Here is an 18,343-nt window from a genome sequence, read left to right as displayed (position 1 = left end):
CTGGGCGGTCCATGTCGGGCTTGCCATCGACGGGGAAGCCAAAGTCGGCGCGGTCGCGCTGCCCGGCCTGAACGGCGGCGTGGTGCTGCGCAGCGACCGGATCGCCGCCCTGCCCGAACCCGCCGCCGCCCCGCGCCTCGTGGTCAGCCGCACCCGGCCTGCCAAGGAAGCGCTCGCCGTGGCCGAGGCGATCGGCGGCGAGCTCATCGCGATGGGCTCGGCCGGCGCCAAGGCCATGGCCGTGGTCCGCGGCCAGGCCGAGATCTACCTCCACTCCGGCGGACAGTACCAGTGGGACAACTGCGCCCCCGTCGCCGTCGCCAAGGCACACGGCCTCCACTGCTCACGCATCGACGGCTCACCACTCATCTACAACGCGCCCGATACCGAACTCCCAGACCTCCTCATCTGCAGAACACAATGGGCCGAACAGGTGCTCGAGGAAGTACGCCGGATCGGCTGATGCGCTAGTGGACCTGTGGGGTCGCGTGCGACTGCGCGGCTTCGTCCTCTTCCGCTTCGTCAGCCACTGCGTCGGGTAACGCAATCGCGACATCGACGCGCCGATTGGCCGCGCGGCCGGCCTCGTCCGGCGACCCATCCAGCTTGGCATTGGGCGCGATGGGACGCTGCTCGCCGAGAGCGATCACGGTGATGCGCTCCTCGGCCACGCCTTGCTCGACCAGCCAGTCGCGCACCATTTCCGCGCGCCGCCCCGACACGCGCAGGTTGGCCTCGTCGTCGCCGGTAGAATCGGTATGGCCGCGCAGCACGATCGCGCCGCCTTCGGCCATCTGCGGCGATTCGAGAATCGTCTTGAGGTCCTCCAGCGCCGCGGCGGAAAGGTCGCCGCCTGCCTCGGCGAAAGTGACGCTGGCTTCCAGCGGCTCGAGCTCCGGCTCGGGCCGTTCGACCTCGATCTCCGGCCGGATGATCGAGGCCTGGGTCGGCGACGCCTCGGGCGTCGGCTCGGGCGGTGGGGGCGGTTCGCGCCGGTCGCAACCCGCCAGAGCGAGCACGGCCGTCGTCGCGAACAATAGTCTCATCGTCTCGGTCCTCATCGTCATGCCGGTTGCTGCCCCCGCCTTCCCTTCGCCGGCCGGTCCGCCCCCTCGCCCGCCGTCCGGCTCTTCGGCGGGGTGAAGGAGATGACGGTGTCGCCGGGCCGCGGGTCGGGCCGCGAGGCGTGGGTGAAGAAGCGCAGCGTGCCGTCCTTGCGCAGCAGGAGTAGAAGGTGGCCCGATTCGGGCAGAAGCTCGCGCGCGTCGTCGAACTTGAACTCGTCGGACAGCTTGGTCTTGCGGAAGACCCAGCCCTGCGCCTGACGTTCGTTGACGTCGGCCACGCCAAAGCCGGATTCGAACAGCGCGCGGCCGCGCAGGGACGGCGGAATGGCGTGGCGGTCATCGTCGCTCACTGCCTCGCCGAGCTGGTACACGGTATCGCGGCCGATCTCGTAGGCGAACTCGTTGCACACGAGCGTGTTGTAGGCCTCGTTCTCCGTCGCGGCGACGAGCACCTGAAACGGGGTAAGATCGAGATTGTGCTCGGTCGCTTCGTTGAGGATCTCGCCGTGATAGAACGGCAGGCCCGCGCGCCGTGCGGGGGCGAGGCGCTGCCAGCTCGAGTCGACGACCATCACCGGCGTTTTCAGCGCGTGCATCTCCTGCGCGAGGGCGATCGTCCACGGGGTGCTGCCGACGATCAGCAAGCCGGGGCGCGAGCTGCCCCTCACGCCCAGCCAGCGCGCGACGAGATCGATGGTGAAGCCGTGTGCGACGATCGTCGCCACCACCACCGCGAAGCTGAGGCCGATCAGCACCTCGCCGTCGGCATAGCCGAGCTCCGACAGGCGAAGCGCGAAGAGGCCGGACACGGCGACCATGACGATACCGCGCGGTGCGATCCAGGCGAGCAGCAGCCGCTCATTCCACGGAACCGAGCTGAACAGCAGGCTGACGAGTATCGTCGCCGGACGCACGAGGAACAGCAGCGCGAGCAGGAACAGCCCGAAGCGCCAGTTGAGGTAGCTCAGCTCCTGATAGTCGAGCGAGGCCGACAGCACGATGAAGATACCCGACACCAGGATGAGCGCGATGTTTTCCTTGAAATGGTGGATCGAGCGCAGGCTGGTGACGTTCATGTTGGCTAGCGCGACGCCCATCACGGTAACCGCCATCAGCCCGGCCTCGTGCTCGATCGCGTTCGACAGCACGAACACGCAGATGACCAGCGTCAGGAGCACCGGGGCCTTGAGGTATTCGGGAACGAGCCCGCGCGGGAAGGACCAGGCCACGAAGCGGGCGGCGGCATAGCCGATTCCGCCCGCCAGAAGCGCGGCGATGATCATCGGCGGCACCACTTCGAACAGGGTCGCGTCGGGTGCGGCCGCCGTGAGGCGGAAGTATTCGTAGGCGATCACGGCGCAGAGCGCGCCGAGCGGATCGTTGACTATCGCCTCCCACTTGAGCGTGGCCGCAGGTCGCGGGAGGATCTTCGACTGGCGAAGCAGCGGCAGCACGACCGTTGGGCCCGTCACGACCAGAATGCCGCCGAAGAGGATGGCGACCGGCCAGACGAGGCCGGCGACGAAGTATCCGGCCAGCGTTGCCAGCAGCCAGCCGATCGGCACGCCGAACAGCACGAGGCGCCAGACCCCGTCGCCGGCATGGCGCAGCTCGCGCAGATCGAGATTGAGGCCGCCTTCGAACAGGATCAGCGCGACGCCGATGGCGACCATCGGCTCGAGCAGTTCGCCGAATGCCGCTTCGGGATCGAACAGGCCCAGGATCGGCCCGGCGAGGAAGCCGGCGGCGAGCATCAGCACGATCGCGGGCCAGCCAGTGCGCCAGGCGATCCACTGCGCCCCGATGCCGAGCACGCCGACAAGCGCGATGACGAATGCCTGTTCTTCCATTACCCCCCGGAGCGATCGTATTCCTGTGTGAGCAGTCCTCGCATCGACAATGCGCGGGCTCGGCGTTCTATCCCGTTATTTGCCCTCGAAGTCCATCAATGCCTCGACTTCGACGCCCGCGGCGCGCAGCTTCTCGGCCCCGCCCAGCTCGCGAAGATCGATCGCGAACAGCGCGTGCTCGACCCGCGCCCCGGCCTTGCGCAGCAGTTCCGCGGCGGCGAGCGCGGTGCCGCCGGTGGCGATGAGATCGTCGACGATCACCACGTTCTGGCCCGGCACGATCGCGCCCGGATCGATTTCCAGCCGATCGCTGCCGTATTCGAGCGCATAGTCGATGCCGAGCGTGGAGACGGGCAGCTTGCCCGGCTTGCGCACCGGCACGAAGCCGACCCCGAGCCGGACCGCGACGGCGGCACCGAAGATGAAGCCGCGCGCCTCCATGCCGGCGATCGCCTCAGCCTCGGCGGCGCGTGCGCGCTCGGCCAGATGCTCGACCGCCGCGGCGAAGCCCTCGCCGTGCGCGATCAGCGTGGTCACATCGCGGAACTGGACTCCGTGCGCGGGAAAATCCGGCACCGTGCGGACGAGGGCCTTGAGGTCGTCGAGGCTCATCCGGTCCTCCCGAAATGAAAGCGCCCCTCACATCGCCGGGATGGAGGGGCGCAATCGCGTTTGGCAGGCGAGGAGATCAGTCGTCCTTGCGCCCGGGCGTCACGCTCGACCAGACCTGCTTCTTGGCGAGGAACGCGAGGATCGTCGCGAAGATCAGGAACCCGAGCACCGGCCAGCCGGTCTGGCGCCGCTCGACCATCTTGGGTTCGGCGGTCCAGGTCAGGAAGGCGGCGACGTCGGCCGCCATCTGGCGGATGGTCGGCTGCGGGTTGCCATCGGCGTAGGTCACCTGACCGTCGGTGGTCAGCGGCGGCGCCATCGCCAGGTTGAGGTTCGGGAAGTAGCGGTTGAAGTGCAGTCCGGTCGGCGTTTCGAAGTCCGGGAACTCCTGCTTCAGCTCGGCCGGGATCGGGCCGTAACCCGTCAGCAGCGAGTAAACATATTCCGGCCCGTGATGACGCGCCTTGGTCATCAGCGAGAGATCGGGCGGAATAGCGTTGTTGTTCGCCGCAGCCGCCGCGACCGCGTTCGGATAGGGCGACGGGAAGTAGTCGGTCGCCAGGCCCGGGCGGAACGTCGCCTCGCCGGTGTTCGGATCGATGCCGGGCACCTGGTAGCTCGCCGCTTCCGCCTTGATCTGCCCCTCGTCGTAGCCGAGCCCCGCGAGATCGCGGAAGGCGACGTATTTGAGGCTGTGGCAGGCGGCGCAGACTTCCTTGTAGACCTGGTAGCCGCGCTGAAGCTGGGCCACGTCCCAGGTGCCGAGCGGACCGTCGTGCGCGAAGCCGCCTTCGGGGCCGTGCGGCGCGAGATGGAATTCATGCTCCGCGGTGGGCTGCGCCTCTTCGGTCGCCCAGGTGTAGGCGCCGGTCACGAAGGCCAGCAGCACGACGATGCTGAAGCCAAGACCGACGAGGATTGCGATAGGCCGGATCATTGTGCGTCTCTTTCTCTCGTCCTCAGGTCGCGGGCGTCGTGTTTTCGCCGAGCACGGCCTTCTTGTCGGACCCCAGCACCGCTTCGGTGATCGAATAGGGCAGCGGCTCGGGCTTCTCGAACGAGGAGACCAGCGGCAGGATCACCAGGAAGTGGAGGAAGTAGTATGCCGTCGCGAGCTGGCTGAGCATCACGTACGGTTCTTCCGCCGGCGCGCCGCCGCAGTAGAACAGCACCGCCATCACCGGGATGAGACCGAACCAGAAGAACTTGCGGAACAGCGGGCGATAATGGCCGCTGCGTACCGGCGAACGGTCGAGCCACGGCAGGAAGAACCAGATCAGGATCGCCGCGAACATCGCCAGCACGCCCCAGAGCTTGGCCGGCAGGATGAAGTCCATCGTGAAGGCGCGCAGGATCGCGTAGAAGGGCCAGAAGTACCATTCGGGCACGATGTGCGCCGGGGTCGAGAGCGGGTTCGCCTCGATGTAGTTGTCCGGGTGGCCGAGGTAGTTCGGCAGGAAGAAGACCATCGCTGCGAACAGGATCAGGACCACACCCAGTCCGAAGCCGTCCTTCGCCGTGTAGTAGGGGTGAAACGGCACGGTGTCGCTCTCGCCCTTCACCTCGACGCCGGTTGGGTTCGACGAGCCCGGAATGTGCAGCGCCCAGATGTGCAGGATGACCACGCCGGCGATCACGAACGGCAGCAGGAAGTGCAGCGAGAAGAAGCGGTTGAGCGCCGCGTCGTCGGGTGCAAAACCGCCCAGCAGCCAGACCTGCAGCGGCTCGCCGACCACGGGGATCGCACCGAACAGGCCGGTGATGACCTTGGCGCCCCAGAAGCTCATCTGACCCCACGGCAGGACATAGCCCATGAACGCGGTCGCCATCATCAGCAGGAAGATCACCACGCCCAGCAGCCACACCATCTCGCGCGGCGCCTTGTACGAGGAGTAGTAGAACCCACGGAAGATGTGCAGGTAGATGACGATGAAGAAGAAGCTCGCGCCGTTGGCGTGGGCATAGCGCATCAGCCACCCCCAGTTCACGTCGCGCATGATGTGCTCGACCTTGCCGAAGGCGACGGTCGCGTCGGCGGCGTAGTGCATCGCCAGGATCACGCCGGTAACGATCTGCAGCACGAGGAAGAACCCGGCGAGCACGCCGAAATTCCACATGTAGTTGAGATTGCGCGGCACCGGATAGCCGGCGCCAACCGCGTTGTAGACGAGCCGCGGCAGGGGCAGCTTTTCGTCGAGGAATTTCATGACCGGATTGGCCGGAGTGTATTCCTTGGCCCAGGGGAAGCTCATGTTCTGTCTCTCGCTCCTCAGCCGACTCTGATGACGGTGTCGGAAGTGAACTCGTATTCCGGCACTTCGAGGTTCGTCGGCGCCGGGCCTTTGCGGATGCGCGCGGCCGTGTCGTAGTGCGAACCGTGGCAGGGGCAGAAGTAGCCGCCGAATTCGCCCTTGTTCTCACCTTCGGCGGCGCCCAGCGGCACGCAGCCGAGGTGGGTGCACACGCCCATGGTGACGAGCATGTCCTGATGCCCTTCCTTGGTCCGCTCGGCGAGGGTCTGCGGATCGCGCAGCGAGCTGGCGTCGACCGCGTTCGCCTCCGCGATTTCCTTGTCCGTCAGGCGGCGCACGAACAGTGGCTGCTTGCGGAAGACGGCCTTGATCGCCTGGCCCGGCTCGATCGCCGAAACGTCGACTTCGGTGCTGCTTTCGGCGAGCACGTCGGCCGAAGGCGCCATCTGGCTGATCAGCGGATAGAGCACCGCCACCCCGCCGAAACCCGCAGCGCTGACCGCCGCGATGTTGATGAAGTCGCGCCGGCGGACCCCGTCATCGCCATGTACGGCGACTGTATCGGGTGTCGCGGCGCCAGTCGTATCAGCCATTAGCCCTGCCTTGATTCAGACGTGTCTTGCCCGGATCCGACCCCGCTGCCGATGGAGAGAATCCCCAAACGGCCGCAACCTGCGCAAGAGCAGGCGAGGCCCCCTGCGGTGCCGGTTTGCGGGGCCTGTAGACTCGAAAGCCAGCGCTGCCAACCGCCTTTTTGGAAATGCGGGAATGCCCTAGCGCGCCATCCCGACAAGCGAGATCAGTCGGCCGTAGGTGGCCTCTCCCCGATGCGTCGCACGGCGATAGGAATAGAAGCGTTCAGGATCGGCATAAGTGTCGAGGCCGAGCGCATGGGCCGTCCCGATGCCTGCCGATTGCAGGCGCATGAGGATGTAGCCCGGCAGGTCGAACTGCCAGCGCCCCGCCTTGCCGGGAGCGAAGAAGCGAGCCTCTTCATCCCCGAACTGCGCACGGAAACTCGCGTCGACTTCGTAGCTCGGCTGCGCGATGCAGGGGCCGACCGCCGCCGCGATCCGGGGGCGTTCGGCGCCGAGGGCCACCATGGCCTCGACCGTGTTCTCGATCACGCCGCCATGCGCCCCGCGCCAGCCGGCGTGCGCCGCGCCAATCACCCCTGCGGCGCGATCCGCCAGCAGCACCGGCGCGCAGTCCGCAGTGACGATGCCGAGCAGCACTCCCGGCCGCCGCGTGACGAGCGCATCGGCGCGAGGGCGCTCGTCGTCGCCCCAGGGTTCCTCGACCACCGCGACGTCGGGCGAATGAATCTGGTGAACGCTGACGAGCTCTGCACCGGGCAGCACGGTCTCGACCGCCAGCCGCCGGTTGGCGCGCACCGCCTGCGGATCATCGTCCGCGCCGTAGCCGCATTGCAGCCCCGCGGCCGGCCCCGTCGAAACGCCGCCACTGCGGGTCATGAACCCGTGCGGCACACCGCCGAGCAACTCCGATCGCAGCGCCTCAGCCAAGCGACCGGTTCACCTGCTCGCGGGTGTCGCGCGAGAGCCGCTGGGCCGCCGCGATTCGCTCGAGCTCGGCGCGCATCAGGGCCGCGCGCCCCGGCTCCATGCGCCGCCAGCGGCCGAGCGGGGGCACGAAGCGCGCGGCCGTCTGCGCGTTGATCGGATCGAGCTCGAGGATCAGGTCCGCGATCAGGCGGTACCCCTCACCGGTCGCAGCGTGGAACGCATGCGGGTTGCCGGCAAAGGCCATGTAGAGCGCCCGCACGCGGTTCGGATTGCGCAGCGTGAAGTCCTCGTGATCGCGCAGCGCCTTGACGTGCTCGATCGTCTGCGGGTGGAGCGACATCGCCTGGAGGCTGAACCACTTGTCGATCACCAGCGGGTTCTCGCGGTAACGGCGGTAGAAGTCGATCAGCCGGTCTGTCCGCGCGGCGCTGGCGAGGCCCGCGAGGACCATCAGGGCCCCCTGCCGATCGGTCATGTTGTCGGCCGCGTCGTACTGCTCCGCCGCGAGATCCGCCGTCCGCTCCGGGTCGCCCGCGGCAAGAAGCGAGAGCGCCAGGGTCTTCACCTTGCGCGCGCCGCGAGCGTCCCTGTCCAAACTGTAAGGCACGTCGCTCGCCCGCGCGTGGACGCCCCGCAGCTCGCTTCCCAGCTCGCCCGCAAGCCATGCCTTGAGGCTCTCTCGCTCGGCATGGATGCGGCCGGGATCGGCGACCAGCATCTGCTCGGCAAGGTAGGTCTCGCCCGGCAACACCATCAGCTCGCCGCGCATGAGATCGTCGAGCGCAGGATCCGCGAGGATCGCGGACAGGGCCTCGCGGATCGCCGCACGCCCTTCGCTTCGCTCACCCTCGTCGAGCCCTTCGCCGGCAGCCGCCACGAGATGGCCGACGACCAGCTCCTGCATCGCTTCCGACCGCGCAAAGGCGTCGTCGTCGCGCGCGGCGAGAAACACGAGATCTTCCCGCGGAACGTGCCGCTCGATCGAAACCGGAGCGGAGAAGCTGCGGTTGATCGACAGCACCGGCGGCTGCGCGAATCCCTCGAAGGCGATGGTCTTTTCTGCCCCGTCGAGCATCACGAGCTGCTCGCCCCCGTGCGTGCCGGTCTCGCGGTCGAACAGCGCGACCTTGAGCGGGACCGGCATCGGGTGCTTGGCCGGCTGGCCCGGGGTCGGCGGCACTTGCTGGCGCAGCGTGAGTGTCGCGACATCGCCATCGTGCGAGAGGACAACGCTCACCTTGGGCGTGCCCGCCTGCGAATACCACAAGCGGAATTTGGTCAGATCAAGCCCCGCGCCGTCCTCCATCGCCCTGACGAAATCCTCGCAGGTCGCGGCCTCGCCGTCGTGACGGTCGAAGTAGAGGTCGGTGCCCTGCCGGAACGCCTGCGGGCCCGCCATGGTCCGCATCATGCGGATCACCTCGGCGCCCTTGTTGTAGATCGTCGCGGTGTAGAAGTTGGAGATTTCGCGGAAGCTGTCGGGCCGGATCGGATGCGCCAGCGGCCCCGAATCCTCGGGGAACTGGACCGAACGCAGGACGCGCACATCCTCGATCCGCTTGACCGCCTCGCCCTGCATGTCCTGGCTGAAGAGCTGGTCGCGCAAGACCGTAAAGCCCTCCTTGAGCGAGAGCTGGAACCAGTCGCGGCAGGTCACGCGGTTGCCCGACCAGTTGTGGAAGTATTCGTGCGCGATCACCCCTTCGATCGCGTCGAAATCGCCGTCGGTCGCGGTTTCGGGGTCGGCCAGCACGTATTTCGTGTTGAAGACGTTGAGGCCCTTGTTCTCCATCGCCCCCATGTTGAAATCGCCAACGGCGACGATGTTGAACAGGTCGAGGTCGTATTCCCGGCCGAACACCTCCTCGTCCCATTTCATCGATTTCTTGAGCGATTCCATCGCATGGCCGGTGCGCGGCAGGTCCTCCGCGCGAACCCAGACATTCAGCGCGACCTCGCGGCCGCCCATCGTGGTGAAGCTGCCCGACCGGGCGACGAGATCGCCCGCGACGAGTGCGAAGAGATAGCTCGGCTTGGGCCAGGGGTCGTGCCACTCGGCCCAGTGGCGGCCCCCCTCGCCTTCCCCTTCAGCGACTTTGTTGCCGTTCGACAGCAGGATCGGGAACTGCGCCTTCGAGCCTTCCATGCGTACGCGGTAGATCGAGAGCACATCGGGCCGGTCGGGAAAGAAGGTGATGCGGCGAAAACCCTCCGCCTCGCACTGGGTGCAGAGCATGCCGTTCGAGGCGTAGAGGCCCATGAGCTGCGAATTGGCGGACGGATCGATCTCGGTAACGATCGCGATTTCGTGGGCCTCGCCCGGCAGGGGGAGCATCAGATCGCCGCCGTCCATGGTCCAGTCGTTCACGAGCTCGCCGTCGACCGTGACCGAGAGGGGCTGCAGCCCGTCGCCGTTGAGACGGATGACCTGCGAGGCGTCGGCCCGCGCATTGCGCGCCACGGTGAGCGTGGCGGTCACCTTCGTCGCCTCCAGCCCGAGATCGAAGTCGAGCGCGATTTCGGGCACCAGCCAGGGGAACGGCCGGTAATCCTCGCGCCGGATCAGCGGCGGCTCTTTCGGCTCAGGCGCGGCGTCGGCGAGCTGCGGATTTCCGTCGGGCGTGGAGGGCGTGCGTGCGATGTCCATGGCGATCTTCCTAAGCGGTTTCGCTGCGGGCGTCATCGGGTAGAACGCGGGCATGGGTAAGATGTTCATTTTCGGGATCGGCTACACGGGTGAACGCATCGCTAGCGCGCTCGAAAGGCGCGGCTGGACGGTGAGGGGCACCGGACACGGCGGGACTCTCGCGTTCGACGATTTCGAGGGCGTGCGCGTCGCGCTGAGGGATGCGACACATATCTTCTCGTCGGTTCCCCCGACCGAGGAGGACGATCCGGTGCTCGCATGCTACGGCGATGCGCTGGACGGCCGCTGGATCGGCTATCTGTCCTCCAGCGGGGTTTACGGCGATACCGGCGGTGCATGGGTCGATGAAAGCGCGCCGACTGGCGGCGGACGGCGAACGGCGCGCGCGCATACCGACGCCGCGTGGCTGGCGCGCGGCGCGCGGGTGTTCCGCCTGCCCGGCATCTACGGCCCAGGGCGAAGCCCGCTCGATCGCGTGCGCGAGGGCAACGCGCACCGGATCGACTTGCCGGGCCAGGTCTTCTGCCGGGTCCACGTCGACGACATCGTCGCGGGCGTGCTCGCCGCGCTGGTTTCTGGCGACGGAGCCCCGCCGGGCGCCTACAATCTCGCCGACGATCTGCCCGCGAGCCAGAATAGGGTAATCGAGGAAGCCTGCCGCCTGCTCGGCCAAACCCCGCCGCCATTGCAATCGCTCGACGAAGCGGCTCTCTCATCCCCTGCCCGCGCGTTCTACGCCGAAAACCGCCGCGTCGCGAACGGCAAGGCGAAGCGGGTGCTGGGATGGCGGCCGCGTTATCCCACTTATCGCGAAGGGCTGGTGTCCCTGCTGTGAATCAATCCTGCCGCGCGCGCAGCGCAAGGACCATGCCCACCGTCGCCAGCACCGCGCCCGACGCGGCCAGCAGCGACCATTGATACCCTTCCGCCAGGGTCGAGATCAGCATCGCGATCACGATCACCAGCACCCCGTTGTAGGCTGCGCGCGCGGGGCCGAGCTGGCGCACGATCGTGTAGTAGAGCGGAAAAGTCATCACCGATCCGGCGTAGGCAAGCCAGGCGGTTCCCGCCCAGAACGCCGGCGAAGCCGGAAATACCGGCGGACCGGCGGTCAACCAGGCGAACACGGCATCGAACCCGGTGCCATAGAGCATCGACCAGGCGAGCAGGCTCACCATCGGCACTGCCCGCCCCGTCTCATTCGCCTGCACGACATTGGCGATCGACGCCGCGAGAATGCCGCCTACCGCCAGCAGCACCCCGAGCAGCACATCCCCGCCAAGCGGCGAGAGCCGCGCCTCGTGCAGCAGAAGCAGCCCGATGCCGGCAATCGCGATCGCGCTGCCGAGCAGGAACCGCGATGTGACCCGCTGCCCCAGCAGCCACCAGGCGAGCAGCGCGTTAGGCACCATCAGCATTCCGAACATCACCGCCACGATGCCCGAGGTCAGATGCAGCTCGGCCTGATACACGAAGTTGTAGTTGCCGCAGAACTGGGTGAGCCCGATCGCCAGCGCCAGCACATGCCCGGCTCTTCCGACCGCCAGGCCGCGCCGCATCAGCAGGGCGACCGCGAACATCGCCGGCGTCGCGAGTGCGAAGCGGTAAGTGATCGACCAGCTCGGCGGCACTTCGGCGATCTGCCCGGTGATCACGTACCAGGTCGATCCCCAGATCAGCGCGACGAAGGCGAATGGCAGCGCGATGCGCCAGTGCAGCAACCTGTGCGGCGATGCCTCGCCGTTCATAACCGTGCGATCGCTCCGGCAAGGGCGGTGGCCGCGCGGGGATCGGTGTTCCACGCGGTGACGAAGCGCGCGGCATCGGCGCCCCAGTCGTAGAAGGCGAAGTCCTGCCCGCGCAGCGCCTCGCGCTCGGCCGGCGTGAGCCGAACGAACAGCTCGTTCGCCTCGACCGGGTGCATCAGCCGCTCGCCGCAGACCGAGGCAATCTCGCGCGCGGCAGCGTTGGCAGCGCGCGCGTTGTCGAGCCACAAGTCGTCTTCGAGCATGGCCAGCAACTGCGCCGCGAGGAACCGCCCCTTCGACTGCAGATGCCCGGCCCGCTTGCGGCGATAGCGCGCGAGGTCGGCGGCGGCGGGATCGAAGAACACGATCGCCTCCGCGCTCATCGCGCCGTTCTTGATGCAGCCGAAGCTCAGCGCGTCGGCGGAGCCGACGGCCTCGGCCGGCGAGCAGCCGAGGAAGGCGACCGCATTGCCGAAGCGTGCACCGTCGACGTGCAGGCCGAGGCCGCGCTCCTTCGCCAGCGCGCCGATCGCGGCAAGTTCGTCCGGCCGGTAGCAGCAGCCGTATTCGCTCGCCTGCGTGACCGAGATCGCATGCGGCTGCACCTGGTGGACGTCGTCGCGGATCGGGTCGATCACCGCGCGAATCGTCTCGGGCGTGAGCTTCGCCGCTTCGCCTTCGGCCAGCATCAGCTTCGCGCCGTGCAGGTAGAAGCCAGGCGCCCCGCCCTCGTCCACCTCGATATGCGCCTCGCGGTGGCAGACGACTCCGCCGTGCGGCTGGACCAGCGTCGCGAGCGCCAGGCAGTTGGCCGCCGTCCCCGTCGCGGCCCAGATCGCCGCGCAGTCGCGGCCGAACAGGGCGGTGAACGCCTCGTCCAGCCGCCGGGAAAGCGCGTCGCCATCGTAAGGCGAGTCGGGTTCGTCGGCCGCGCGCATCGCCTCCCACACCTTCGGGTGGACCGCAGCGGCGTTATCGGAGAGGAACTGCTTGGCGCTGGACATGACGGAACGCGTCTAGCCACCGCAGCGTTCAGCGCAAGAAGGAGCGACGTTCATGGCCATCGAAGGTCTCGAGATCACCCGCCATTCCGGCCCGGGCGCGGCGCCGGTTCACGGCGAGTACCGCGCGCATGTGCCCGGCAGCGACCACGTCGGGCGGCTGACCTGGAAGGCACGCGGCAATGCGCGGATCGCCGACCATACGCTGGTCCCGCCCGAAATCGGCGGGCGCGGCGTCGCGGCGGCGCTGGTCGAAGCGCTGGTCGCCGATGCGAAGGCGGAAGGCTTCACGATCGAGCCGCAATGCTCCTACGTCGACGCGCAATTCCGGCGCCATCCCGAATGGGCTGCCTTGCGCGCGCCGACCGCTAGTTGATCCGGGAGAAGTCCTGCGCCGTGATGCTGCGCAGGATTGCCGTGCGCAATTCCCGCGCCCGGGTGAGCGGTATGCCCTCGATCGCCAGCTTTCCACCGGCGAGACCGAGGTGCAGCGTGGCATAGCCGCGCCGGCGCGCGATCGGCCCCTGCGCGATTTCGGCCGAATGCAGCTTGATGCGCGAGGCGACATCGGTGCGCGTCGCAAGCCAGCCGTGCCGGGCATAGACCTGCGCGTCGTCGAGCGTATGCCGCTCGAAGCGCCAGAGGAACCACTGCCATGCTGCCAGCGGCAGAGCGATGGCAAGCGGGATCAGTGCGAGAAGTGGGCTGGCCGCTCCCGTCGCCGAGAGCGCGACCAGCACCGCGAGCGCGATTCCCCCGGCGATCAGGCCGGCCAGCAGCGCGGAATCGATGCGGTAGCGCGCTCCGGCGCGGTGCCAGTCGAGGTCCTCGGTCGGCATCGCGAAGCCCGCGGCGCGGGCGATGGGGTCCAGTTCGTGCCACCGGGCGAAGGGCGCGACATCGTGGCTCGACGCGCCGGCATCCTGCGCGAGGCTGACGAACTTGAGGCCGTGCCAGCCGAACCGACGGCGAAGGATGCCCGTCCCGAACACGAGCGCCTGCACGCGGTGCGCGGGCATGACGACGTCGGTGCGGGTGAGCAGCCCGCGTCGGCGGCGAAAACCCTTGGCGGTCCGCTCGAGCGTAAAGCCCCAGTCGCGAAGGAAAGTTCGCACGAGTCCGGTCGCGAAGCCGACCAGGAGCAGCGAGCCGGCCGCGATGATCCCGCCGACGATCTGCGCGGTTCGCCCGAGGCCTGAGAGCCAGGCGCCCGGCCCTGCCAGCCGTTCCTGCCATTCGTCGAAATCCCAGGGATCGAACGGCAGGAGAAAATCGAACTGCTGCACCGCACCGGCGGCGACGGCGACGACCGCGAGCGAGAACTCGAACAGCCCGAAGGTGACGAGCCGGCGCGGCGCCATCGCGAACAGGACCTCGGCGGCCGGCTCGGCCGCGTGCGCTTCGGTCTCGCCCGCTGCGGCAGCCGCATCGTCCCTCCGCTCGCGCACGACTTCGCGCAGCCGCTCGCCTTCGGCTGCCTTGAGATAGGCGAGCTTGAGCTCGTCCTTCCCGCCGGCACCGGTCTCGAAGCGCACTTCGACCAGGCCGAACACACGCGCGAGCGGGCCCTGCTCGAGGCTGACGTCCTGAATCCGCTCGTAAGGCACCGAGCGTGCCGCACGGCTGAGAACGCCGCTTTCGACCCGGATGTCCTCCGTGCCGACCCGGTACGTCAGCCGGTGCCACTGGAGCCAGGCCACGAACACGCTCGCCCCCAGCAGCACGAACGCAAGCGGCACCGCGGCGAGCAGCCACGGCCCCTCGTCGCGCAGAACGAGGACCATCGCAACGATCGCCGGGACAAGCTGGCGCAGGCCACCGATCGCACGCAGGAGCAGCCCCGTCGGCTCGGTCCGCCGTTCGCCTGTTTCGGGAGGGTCGGCCGGCTCGCTCACATCGTGTCGCGCCTGATCTGCGCCCGGATCGTCTCGCGCATCGCCCGCGCGTCCGCGTCGGCGAGGCCCGGCAGCGAGACCGAAGCGTTGTGGGAGCCGGCGGTGTGGAGCGTCAGCGTGGCGAGGCCATAGGCGCGCTCGATCGGCCCCTGATGAACGTCGATATGCTGCACCCGCCCGAACGGCACCACGGTGTCCGACCGGAACCACAGCCCGCGCACGACGCGCAGGCGGTCCTCCCCCATGACATAGCCCCGCGCCATGTAGCGCCGCATCGGCGCGCGGATCACGATCAGGACCGCGGCAAGCAGCACGGGCACGATGAACACGCCGGTCGGCAGTAAGCCGGCGACTTCGAGCACGAGCGCGCCGATCACGAACGGAACCGCGGCAAGCAACGTCGCCACCCGCATCGCCTTGACGTGGTTCGGATGCAGCGGGGTCAGCGCGTCGCTTTCGTCCATGGTGCCTTACATGGCTAAGACGGGTGAGAGCGGCAAGGGTTTGTTGCGCTGGGGGTCGAGGGAAGGTGCGTCCATACGTTGAACGTCCAGAGCCGGACCCGGGACGGTAGGGGGAGAGCAGAGCTATAGCTCGCCGGCGCCTGCCAGTCTGTAGCTCGTGCTCCGGCCTCCGCCGGCATTTTGGAGTAGAACGCCAGCTTGAAGTAGCTCCCTAATGTCTCGCAAGGCAGTGTCGGTCGAGCACTTAGCGAGCTTTGCGTACTTCGACGTGTTTAGATAGCCTTCCCAGTCGTCTTCAAGCATCCGTTCGATGACCAACCGCTGCCGCTGATTGACGATGTACCGGATCGCCTTGTCCCATAGTTTGGCCTTGTAGAGTACCGCCTCCAGGGTCGCCTCGGCTCTTTCGAGGGCGCGGCTTAGGCAATCGAGGAACCAACTCAGCCATGGCGTTATATCCAGGCCATTCCTTTGCTGCGCTTCGAGTCGATCGTAATAGTCTCTCTTCTCGGCTTCGATCTGAGCGGACATACTGTAGAAGCGGTCTTTGCTGCCATCGGCGCGCGCGAGCGACATATCCGCGATGGCGCGCGCGACGCGTCCATTGCCATCTTCGAAGGGATGGATAGTGACGAACCAGAAATGTGCGACCCCCGCCCGCAGAACCGGGTCAATTGAGGGGGGGGCGTTGAACCACTTCAGGAATTTGGCCATTTCGGACTGAAGCCTGTCAGCTGTGGGCGCTTCAAAATGGACCTTCTCCCGACCGTAGGGACCGGAGACCACCTGCATTGGACCGGCTTCCTTCGGCCTCCAGTCGCCAACGGCTATTCTCTGCATGGAGCTCCGTCCGGTAGGAAACAGCGCGGCGTGCCAGCCGAAGAGACGTTCGTCAGTTAATGGCTCTGCAAACCTCTGGGTGGCGTCGAGCATCATCTCAACAATGCCTTCAACGTCTCGGTTCGATGCAATGAGCCCGCCCACATCCATCCCTAGGCGACGTGCAATTGAGGATCGAACTTCCTCACGATTCAGGTTTTCGCCTTCAATCGCGGACGATTTGACAACGTCATCAGTTAGCGTGTTTAGACTGGCTTCTTGTCTAAGCGCGAAGCCCAGGTCTTGCATTCGGCCTATCAGTTGCCCTTCGCGATACCGCAGGGCGGCTAGCACGGGCGACAGGACATCATTGCTCCAGCCGAATTGCGGCCAGTTCGCATTCTCGTGAATAAAAGGCATATCCACCGCATCTCCTGCGGTGATTGTACGCATTAATTACCGCACGCGCAACGTTCGTCGCAAAATTTGCGGCGAATAGGCCTGCATTACCGAGGGGCCAGGGTAAGACGGGGAACAGACCGAGTGCTCGCTTGCGGAAAGCTCTCTTAGCCCAACTCAGCCGCTGGTTTGAAGTCGATCAGGCTGCTGCCGCTAGCTCTTCTACAATGTCGACGAGAGAAGAAGGGGGCGGCCAGTCCTCAGCGACTTAGCCCTGGCTCCAATATATTGGGACCGACGCGCGGGGGGTTACTGCGCCGACTGCACGCCTGGAACTTTGTCGATCTTATCAAAAGCCAAGAAGAAAGCTTGGGACTAAGCTGTTCACGATACGCTGTCCGGGAAACCGCCGAAAAACAAACCGGCCTCGTCCAAACAAAATTGGTGGTGCTGCTGGGGAGGATTGAACTCCCGACCTCACCCTTACCAAGGGTGCGCTCTACCACTGAGCTACAGCAGCGTTCGGAGAAGCGGGCGCGCTATTGTCGTCCCTTTGGGGAAAGTCAAGCCAAGCTTGAGCCAGGGCGCAATTGGCGGCAAGGCGTTTCGCATGACCGAGGAAGCGGGCAAGAATCTGTCGCGCGAGGAGCGTCTCGCGGCCAAGCTGCGCGAGAACCTGCGCCGCCGCAAGGCGCAGTCGCGCGAATGGCGCGCGGCCCCGCCGGGCGAATCGGGCGAGAGCGGGCTTTCCAAGCCAGATACGAAAAGCTAACCGCACTCGCTCCCGACCGCATGAGGAGCCTTTTCTTGCCGACGCTCATTCTCGTCCGCCACGGCCAGAGCCAGTGGAATCTCGAAAACCGCTTCACCGGCTGGTGGGACGTCGATCTGACCGAGAAAGGCGTGGCCGAAGCGATCGCGGCGGGCGAGCTGCTGGCCGAAACGGGCGTGCTGCCGACCTGCGCCTTCACTTCGCTCCAGACCCGCGCGATCAAGACGCTGCATCTCGCGCTGGAAGCCTGCGGGCGGCTGTGGATCCCCGAAACCAAGGACTGGCGCCTCAACGAGCGGCACTACGGCGGCCTCACCGGGCTCGACAAGCAGCAGACGCGCGAGCGGCACGGCGACGAGCAGGTGCATATCTGGCGCCGCAGCTTCGATACGCCGCCGCCGGTGATGGAAGACGGCAGCGACTACGATCTCGCCGCCGACCCGCGCTATGCCGGGATCGCAGTGCCGGCGACCGAAAGCCTCAAGCTCACGATCGAGCGTGTGCTGCCCTACTGGGAGGGCGAGATCCTGCCCGTGCTGGCAAGCGGCGAGACGGTGATCGTTTCCGCCCACGGCAATTCTCTGCGCGCGCTGGTCAAGCATCTCTCGGGCATTTCGGACGAGGACATCACCGGGCTTGAGATTCCGACCGGCGAGCCGATCGTCTACGAATTCGACGCCGCGATGAAACCCGGCGAGCGCCACTATCTGAAGGACCGCTGAGATGCCTGCAGGGGGAGCCAAAGTCGCCATCGTCATGGGCAGCCAGTCCGACTGGCCGACCATGAAATGCGCCGCCGAGGTGCTGGACGAGCTCGGCGTGGCATACGAGGCGCGCATCGTCTCCGCCCACCGCACGCCCGACCGCATGTACGAATTCGGCAAGAGCGCGGCGGACGAGGGGTTCCAGGTGATCGTCGCGGGCGCGGGCGGTGCGGCGCACCTGCCGGGCATGCTGAGCGCGCTGACACATCTGCCGGTGCTCGGCGTGCCCGTCGAATCGAAGGCGCTGTCGGGGCAGGACAGCCTGCTCTCGATCGTGCAGATGCCCGCCGGCGTGCCGACCGGGACGCTGGCGATCGGCAAGGCAGGCGCGACCAACGCGGGGCTGCTGGCCGCGGCGATCCTCGCGCTGGCGGACGAAGCTCTCTCGCAGCGCCTGCAGGACTGGCGCGCCGCGCGCAGCGCCGCGGTGGGCGAAAGGCCGGTGGATTGAGACCCGCCTCATTTCCGTTCATCCCGCGCTTGTCGAAGGGCGGCTTTTTCCTTTAGCGCACCTCGCACGCAAGAAC

At 67.1% G+C, this 18,343-nt stretch carries 19 protein-coding genes and 1 tRNA gene; 6 read left to right on the top strand and 14 right to left on the bottom strand.

Annotated features, from left to right (window positions below):
- The coding region (locus JNO53_RS14825) for an inositol monophosphatase family protein (protein ID WP_338015373.1) at positions 1–463 on the top strand (463 nt) is incomplete at its 5' end.
- A 4-nt stretch (positions 464–467) separates the two neighbouring features.
- Here the strand turns inward: JNO53_RS14825 and JNO53_RS14820 are convergent.
- From JNO53_RS14820 to pepN, 8 genes are all read right to left on the bottom strand, one after another.
- Positions 468–1,046: an OmpA family protein gene (locus tag JNO53_RS14820; RefSeq protein ID WP_203113357.1), complete on the bottom strand. Its 579-nt coding sequence runs from the start codon at positions 1,044–1,046 to the stop codon at positions 468–470.
- Between the two features lie 17 nt (positions 1,047–1,063).
- Positions 1,064–2,917, bottom strand: a complete 1,854-nt coding sequence (locus JNO53_RS14815; RefSeq protein WP_203113354.1) for a cation:proton antiporter — start codon at positions 2,915–2,917, stop codon at positions 1,064–1,066.
- Positions 2,918–2,992: 75 nt separating this feature from the next.
- Positions 2,993–3,529, bottom strand: coding sequence for an adenine phosphoribosyltransferase (locus tag JNO53_RS14810; protein ID WP_203113352.1), 537 nt, complete (start codon positions 3,527–3,529; stop codon positions 2,993–2,995).
- 76 nt (positions 3,530–3,605) lie between these two features.
- On the bottom strand, positions 3,606–4,466 hold the full coding sequence (locus JNO53_RS14805; protein WP_203113349.1) for a cytochrome c1: 861 nt from the start codon (positions 4,464–4,466) through the stop codon (positions 3,606–3,608).
- Positions 4,467–4,488: 22 nt separating this feature from the next.
- Positions 4,489–5,781: a cytochrome b gene (locus JNO53_RS14800; protein ID WP_203113347.1), complete on the bottom strand. Its 1,293-nt coding sequence runs from the start codon at positions 5,779–5,781 to the stop codon at positions 4,489–4,491.
- Between the two features lie 17 nt (positions 5,782–5,798).
- Entirely contained in the window at positions 5,799–6,374 is a 576-nt protein-coding gene (petA, locus tag JNO53_RS14795) for a ubiquinol-cytochrome c reductase iron-sulfur subunit (RefSeq protein ID WP_203113345.1), read from the bottom strand.
- Positions 6,375–6,554: 180 nt separating this feature from the next.
- Positions 6,555–7,256, bottom strand: coding sequence for a peptidoglycan editing factor PgeF (gene pgeF / locus JNO53_RS14790; protein ID WP_203113385.1), 702 nt, complete (start codon positions 7,254–7,256; stop codon positions 6,555–6,557).
- A gap of 43 nt (positions 7,257–7,299) precedes the next feature.
- Entirely contained in the window at positions 7,300–9,954 is a 2,655-nt protein-coding gene (gene pepN / locus JNO53_RS14785) for an aminopeptidase N (protein WP_203113343.1), read from the bottom strand.
- Positions 9,955–10,006: 52 nt separating this feature from the next.
- On the opposite strand from pepN, the gene JNO53_RS14780 reads away from it, so the two are divergent.
- Positions 10,007–10,789 carry an SDR family NAD(P)-dependent oxidoreductase gene (locus JNO53_RS14780; RefSeq protein ID WP_203113340.1) on the top strand — a complete coding sequence of 261 codons (783 nt, stop codon included), beginning with the start codon at positions 10,007–10,009 and terminating at the stop codon, positions 10,787–10,789.
- A gap of 1 nt (position 10,790) precedes the next feature.
- Here the strand turns inward: JNO53_RS14780 and JNO53_RS14775 are convergent, their stop codons facing one another.
- Positions 10,791–11,702 carry a DMT family transporter gene (locus JNO53_RS14775; protein WP_203113338.1) on the bottom strand — a complete coding sequence of 304 codons (912 nt, stop codon included), beginning with the start codon at positions 11,700–11,702 and terminating at the stop codon, positions 10,791–10,793.
- A complete protein-coding gene (locus tag JNO53_RS14770) occupies positions 11,699–12,706 on the bottom strand; it encodes a threonine aldolase family protein (RefSeq protein ID WP_203113335.1) in 1,008 nt (335 codons plus the stop codon). Before JNO53_RS14770 ends, JNO53_RS14775 begins: the two co-directional genes overlap by 4 nt.
- Before the next feature lie 52 nt (positions 12,707–12,758).
- Between JNO53_RS14770 and JNO53_RS14765 the strand changes: the two genes are divergently transcribed.
- Positions 12,759–13,079, top strand: a complete 321-nt coding sequence (locus JNO53_RS14765; protein ID WP_203113332.1) for a GNAT family N-acetyltransferase — start codon at positions 12,759–12,761, stop codon at positions 13,077–13,079.
- Here JNO53_RS14765 and JNO53_RS14760 read toward each other — a convergent pair.
- From JNO53_RS14760 to JNO53_RS14745, 4 genes are all read right to left on the bottom strand, one after another.
- On the bottom strand, positions 13,072–14,598 hold the full coding sequence (locus tag JNO53_RS14760; RefSeq protein WP_338015372.1) for a PH domain-containing protein: 1,527 nt from the start codon (positions 14,596–14,598) through the stop codon (positions 13,072–13,074). The genes JNO53_RS14765 and JNO53_RS14760 overlap by 8 nt on opposite strands.
- Entirely contained in the window at positions 14,595–15,062 is a 468-nt protein-coding gene (locus JNO53_RS14755; protein WP_238401967.1) for a PH domain-containing protein, read from the bottom strand. The genes JNO53_RS14760 and JNO53_RS14755 overlap by 4 nt, the downstream gene beginning before the upstream one ends.
- 123 nt (positions 15,063–15,185) lie before the next feature.
- Positions 15,186–16,334, bottom strand: coding sequence for a Fic family protein (locus JNO53_RS14750; RefSeq protein WP_238401966.1), 1,149 nt, complete (start codon positions 16,332–16,334; stop codon positions 15,186–15,188).
- 391 nt (positions 16,335–16,725) lie between these two features.
- A tRNA-Thr gene (locus JNO53_RS14745) sits at positions 16,726–16,800 on the bottom strand.
- Between the two features lie 90 nt (positions 16,801–16,890).
- On the opposite strand from JNO53_RS14745, the gene JNO53_RS14740 reads away from it, so the two are divergent.
- Genes JNO53_RS14740 through purE form a run of 3 tightly spaced genes read left to right on the top strand, consistent with a single transcriptional unit; the run spans position 16,891 to position 18,267 of the window.
- Positions 16,891–17,052, top strand: a complete 162-nt coding sequence (locus JNO53_RS14740; protein WP_203113329.1) for a hypothetical protein — start codon at positions 16,891–16,893, stop codon at positions 17,050–17,052.
- A 35-nt stretch (positions 17,053–17,087) separates the two neighbouring features.
- Positions 17,088–17,774, top strand: coding sequence for a 2,3-diphosphoglycerate-dependent phosphoglycerate mutase (gene gpmA / locus JNO53_RS14735; RefSeq protein WP_203113326.1), 687 nt, complete (start codon positions 17,088–17,090; stop codon positions 17,772–17,774).
- Between the two features lies 1 nt (position 17,775).
- The gene (gene purE, locus JNO53_RS14730; protein WP_203113317.1) at positions 17,776–18,267 is read left to right on the top strand and encodes a 5-(carboxyamino)imidazole ribonucleotide mutase; all 492 of its coding nucleotides are present in this window, start codon (positions 17,776–17,778) and stop codon (positions 18,265–18,267) included.
- Positions 18,268–18,343 lie beyond the last annotated feature (76 nt).

Source organism: Altererythrobacter sp. C41, from assembly GCF_016803135.1.
GTDB lineage: Bacteria > Pseudomonadota > Alphaproteobacteria > Sphingomonadales > Sphingomonadaceae > Pelagerythrobacter.
This window is presented reverse-complemented; position numbering and strand designations above follow the sequence as displayed.

What these genes read in the sequence shown, in the direction of transcription:
- JNO53_RS14765 (WP_203113332.1), top strand. Translation starts at nt 12,759, where the DNA reads ATGGCCATCGAAGGTCTCGAGATCACCCGCCATTCCGGCCCGGGCGCG.
- JNO53_RS14800 (WP_203113347.1), bottom strand. Translation starts at nt 5,781, where the DNA reads ATGAGCTTCCCCTGGGCCAAGGAATACACTCCGGCCAATCCGGTCATG.
- JNO53_RS14780 (WP_203113340.1), top strand. Translation starts at nt 10,007, where the DNA reads ATGGGTAAGATGTTCATTTTCGGGATCGGCTACACGGGTGAACGCATC.
- JNO53_RS14770 (WP_203113335.1), bottom strand. Translation starts at nt 12,706, where the DNA reads ATGTCCAGCGCCAAGCAGTTCCTCTCCGATAACGCCGCTGCGGTCCAC.
- pgeF (WP_203113385.1), bottom strand. Translation starts at nt 7,256, where the DNA reads ATGACCCGCAGTGGCGGCGTTTCGACGGGGCCGGCCGCGGGGCTGCAA.
- JNO53_RS14755 (WP_238401967.1), bottom strand. Translation starts at nt 15,062, where the DNA reads ATGGACGAAAGCGACGCGCTGACCCCGCTGCATCCGAACCACGTCAAG.
- JNO53_RS14820 (WP_203113357.1), bottom strand. Translation starts at nt 1,046, where the DNA reads ATGAGACTATTGTTCGCGACGACGGCCGTGCTCGCTCTGGCGGGTTGC.
- JNO53_RS14810 (WP_203113352.1), bottom strand. Translation starts at nt 3,529, where the DNA reads ATGAGCCTCGACGACCTCAAGGCCCTCGTCCGCACGGTGCCGGATTTT.
- petA (WP_203113345.1), bottom strand. Translation starts at nt 6,374, where the DNA reads ATGGCTGATACGACTGGCGCCGCGACACCCGATACAGTCGCCGTACAT.
- purE (WP_203113317.1), top strand. Translation starts at nt 17,776, where the DNA reads ATGCCTGCAGGGGGAGCCAAAGTCGCCATCGTCATGGGCAGCCAGTCC.
- JNO53_RS14775 (WP_203113338.1), bottom strand. Translation starts at nt 11,702, where the DNA reads ATGAACGGCGAGGCATCGCCGCACAGGTTGCTGCACTGGCGCATCGCG.
- JNO53_RS14740 (WP_203113329.1), top strand. Translation starts at nt 16,891, where the DNA reads ATGACCGAGGAAGCGGGCAAGAATCTGTCGCGCGAGGAGCGTCTCGCG.
- pepN (WP_203113343.1), bottom strand. Translation starts at nt 9,954, where the DNA reads ATGGACATCGCACGCACGCCCTCCACGCCCGACGGAAATCCGCAGCTC.
- JNO53_RS14815 (WP_203113354.1), bottom strand. Translation starts at nt 2,917, where the DNA reads ATGGAAGAACAGGCATTCGTCATCGCGCTTGTCGGCGTGCTCGGCATC.
- JNO53_RS14750 (WP_238401966.1), bottom strand. Translation starts at nt 16,334, where the DNA reads ATGCGTACAATCACCGCAGGAGATGCGGTGGATATGCCTTTTATTCAC.
- JNO53_RS14805 (WP_203113349.1), bottom strand. Translation starts at nt 4,466, where the DNA reads ATGATCCGGCCTATCGCAATCCTCGTCGGTCTTGGCTTCAGCATCGTC.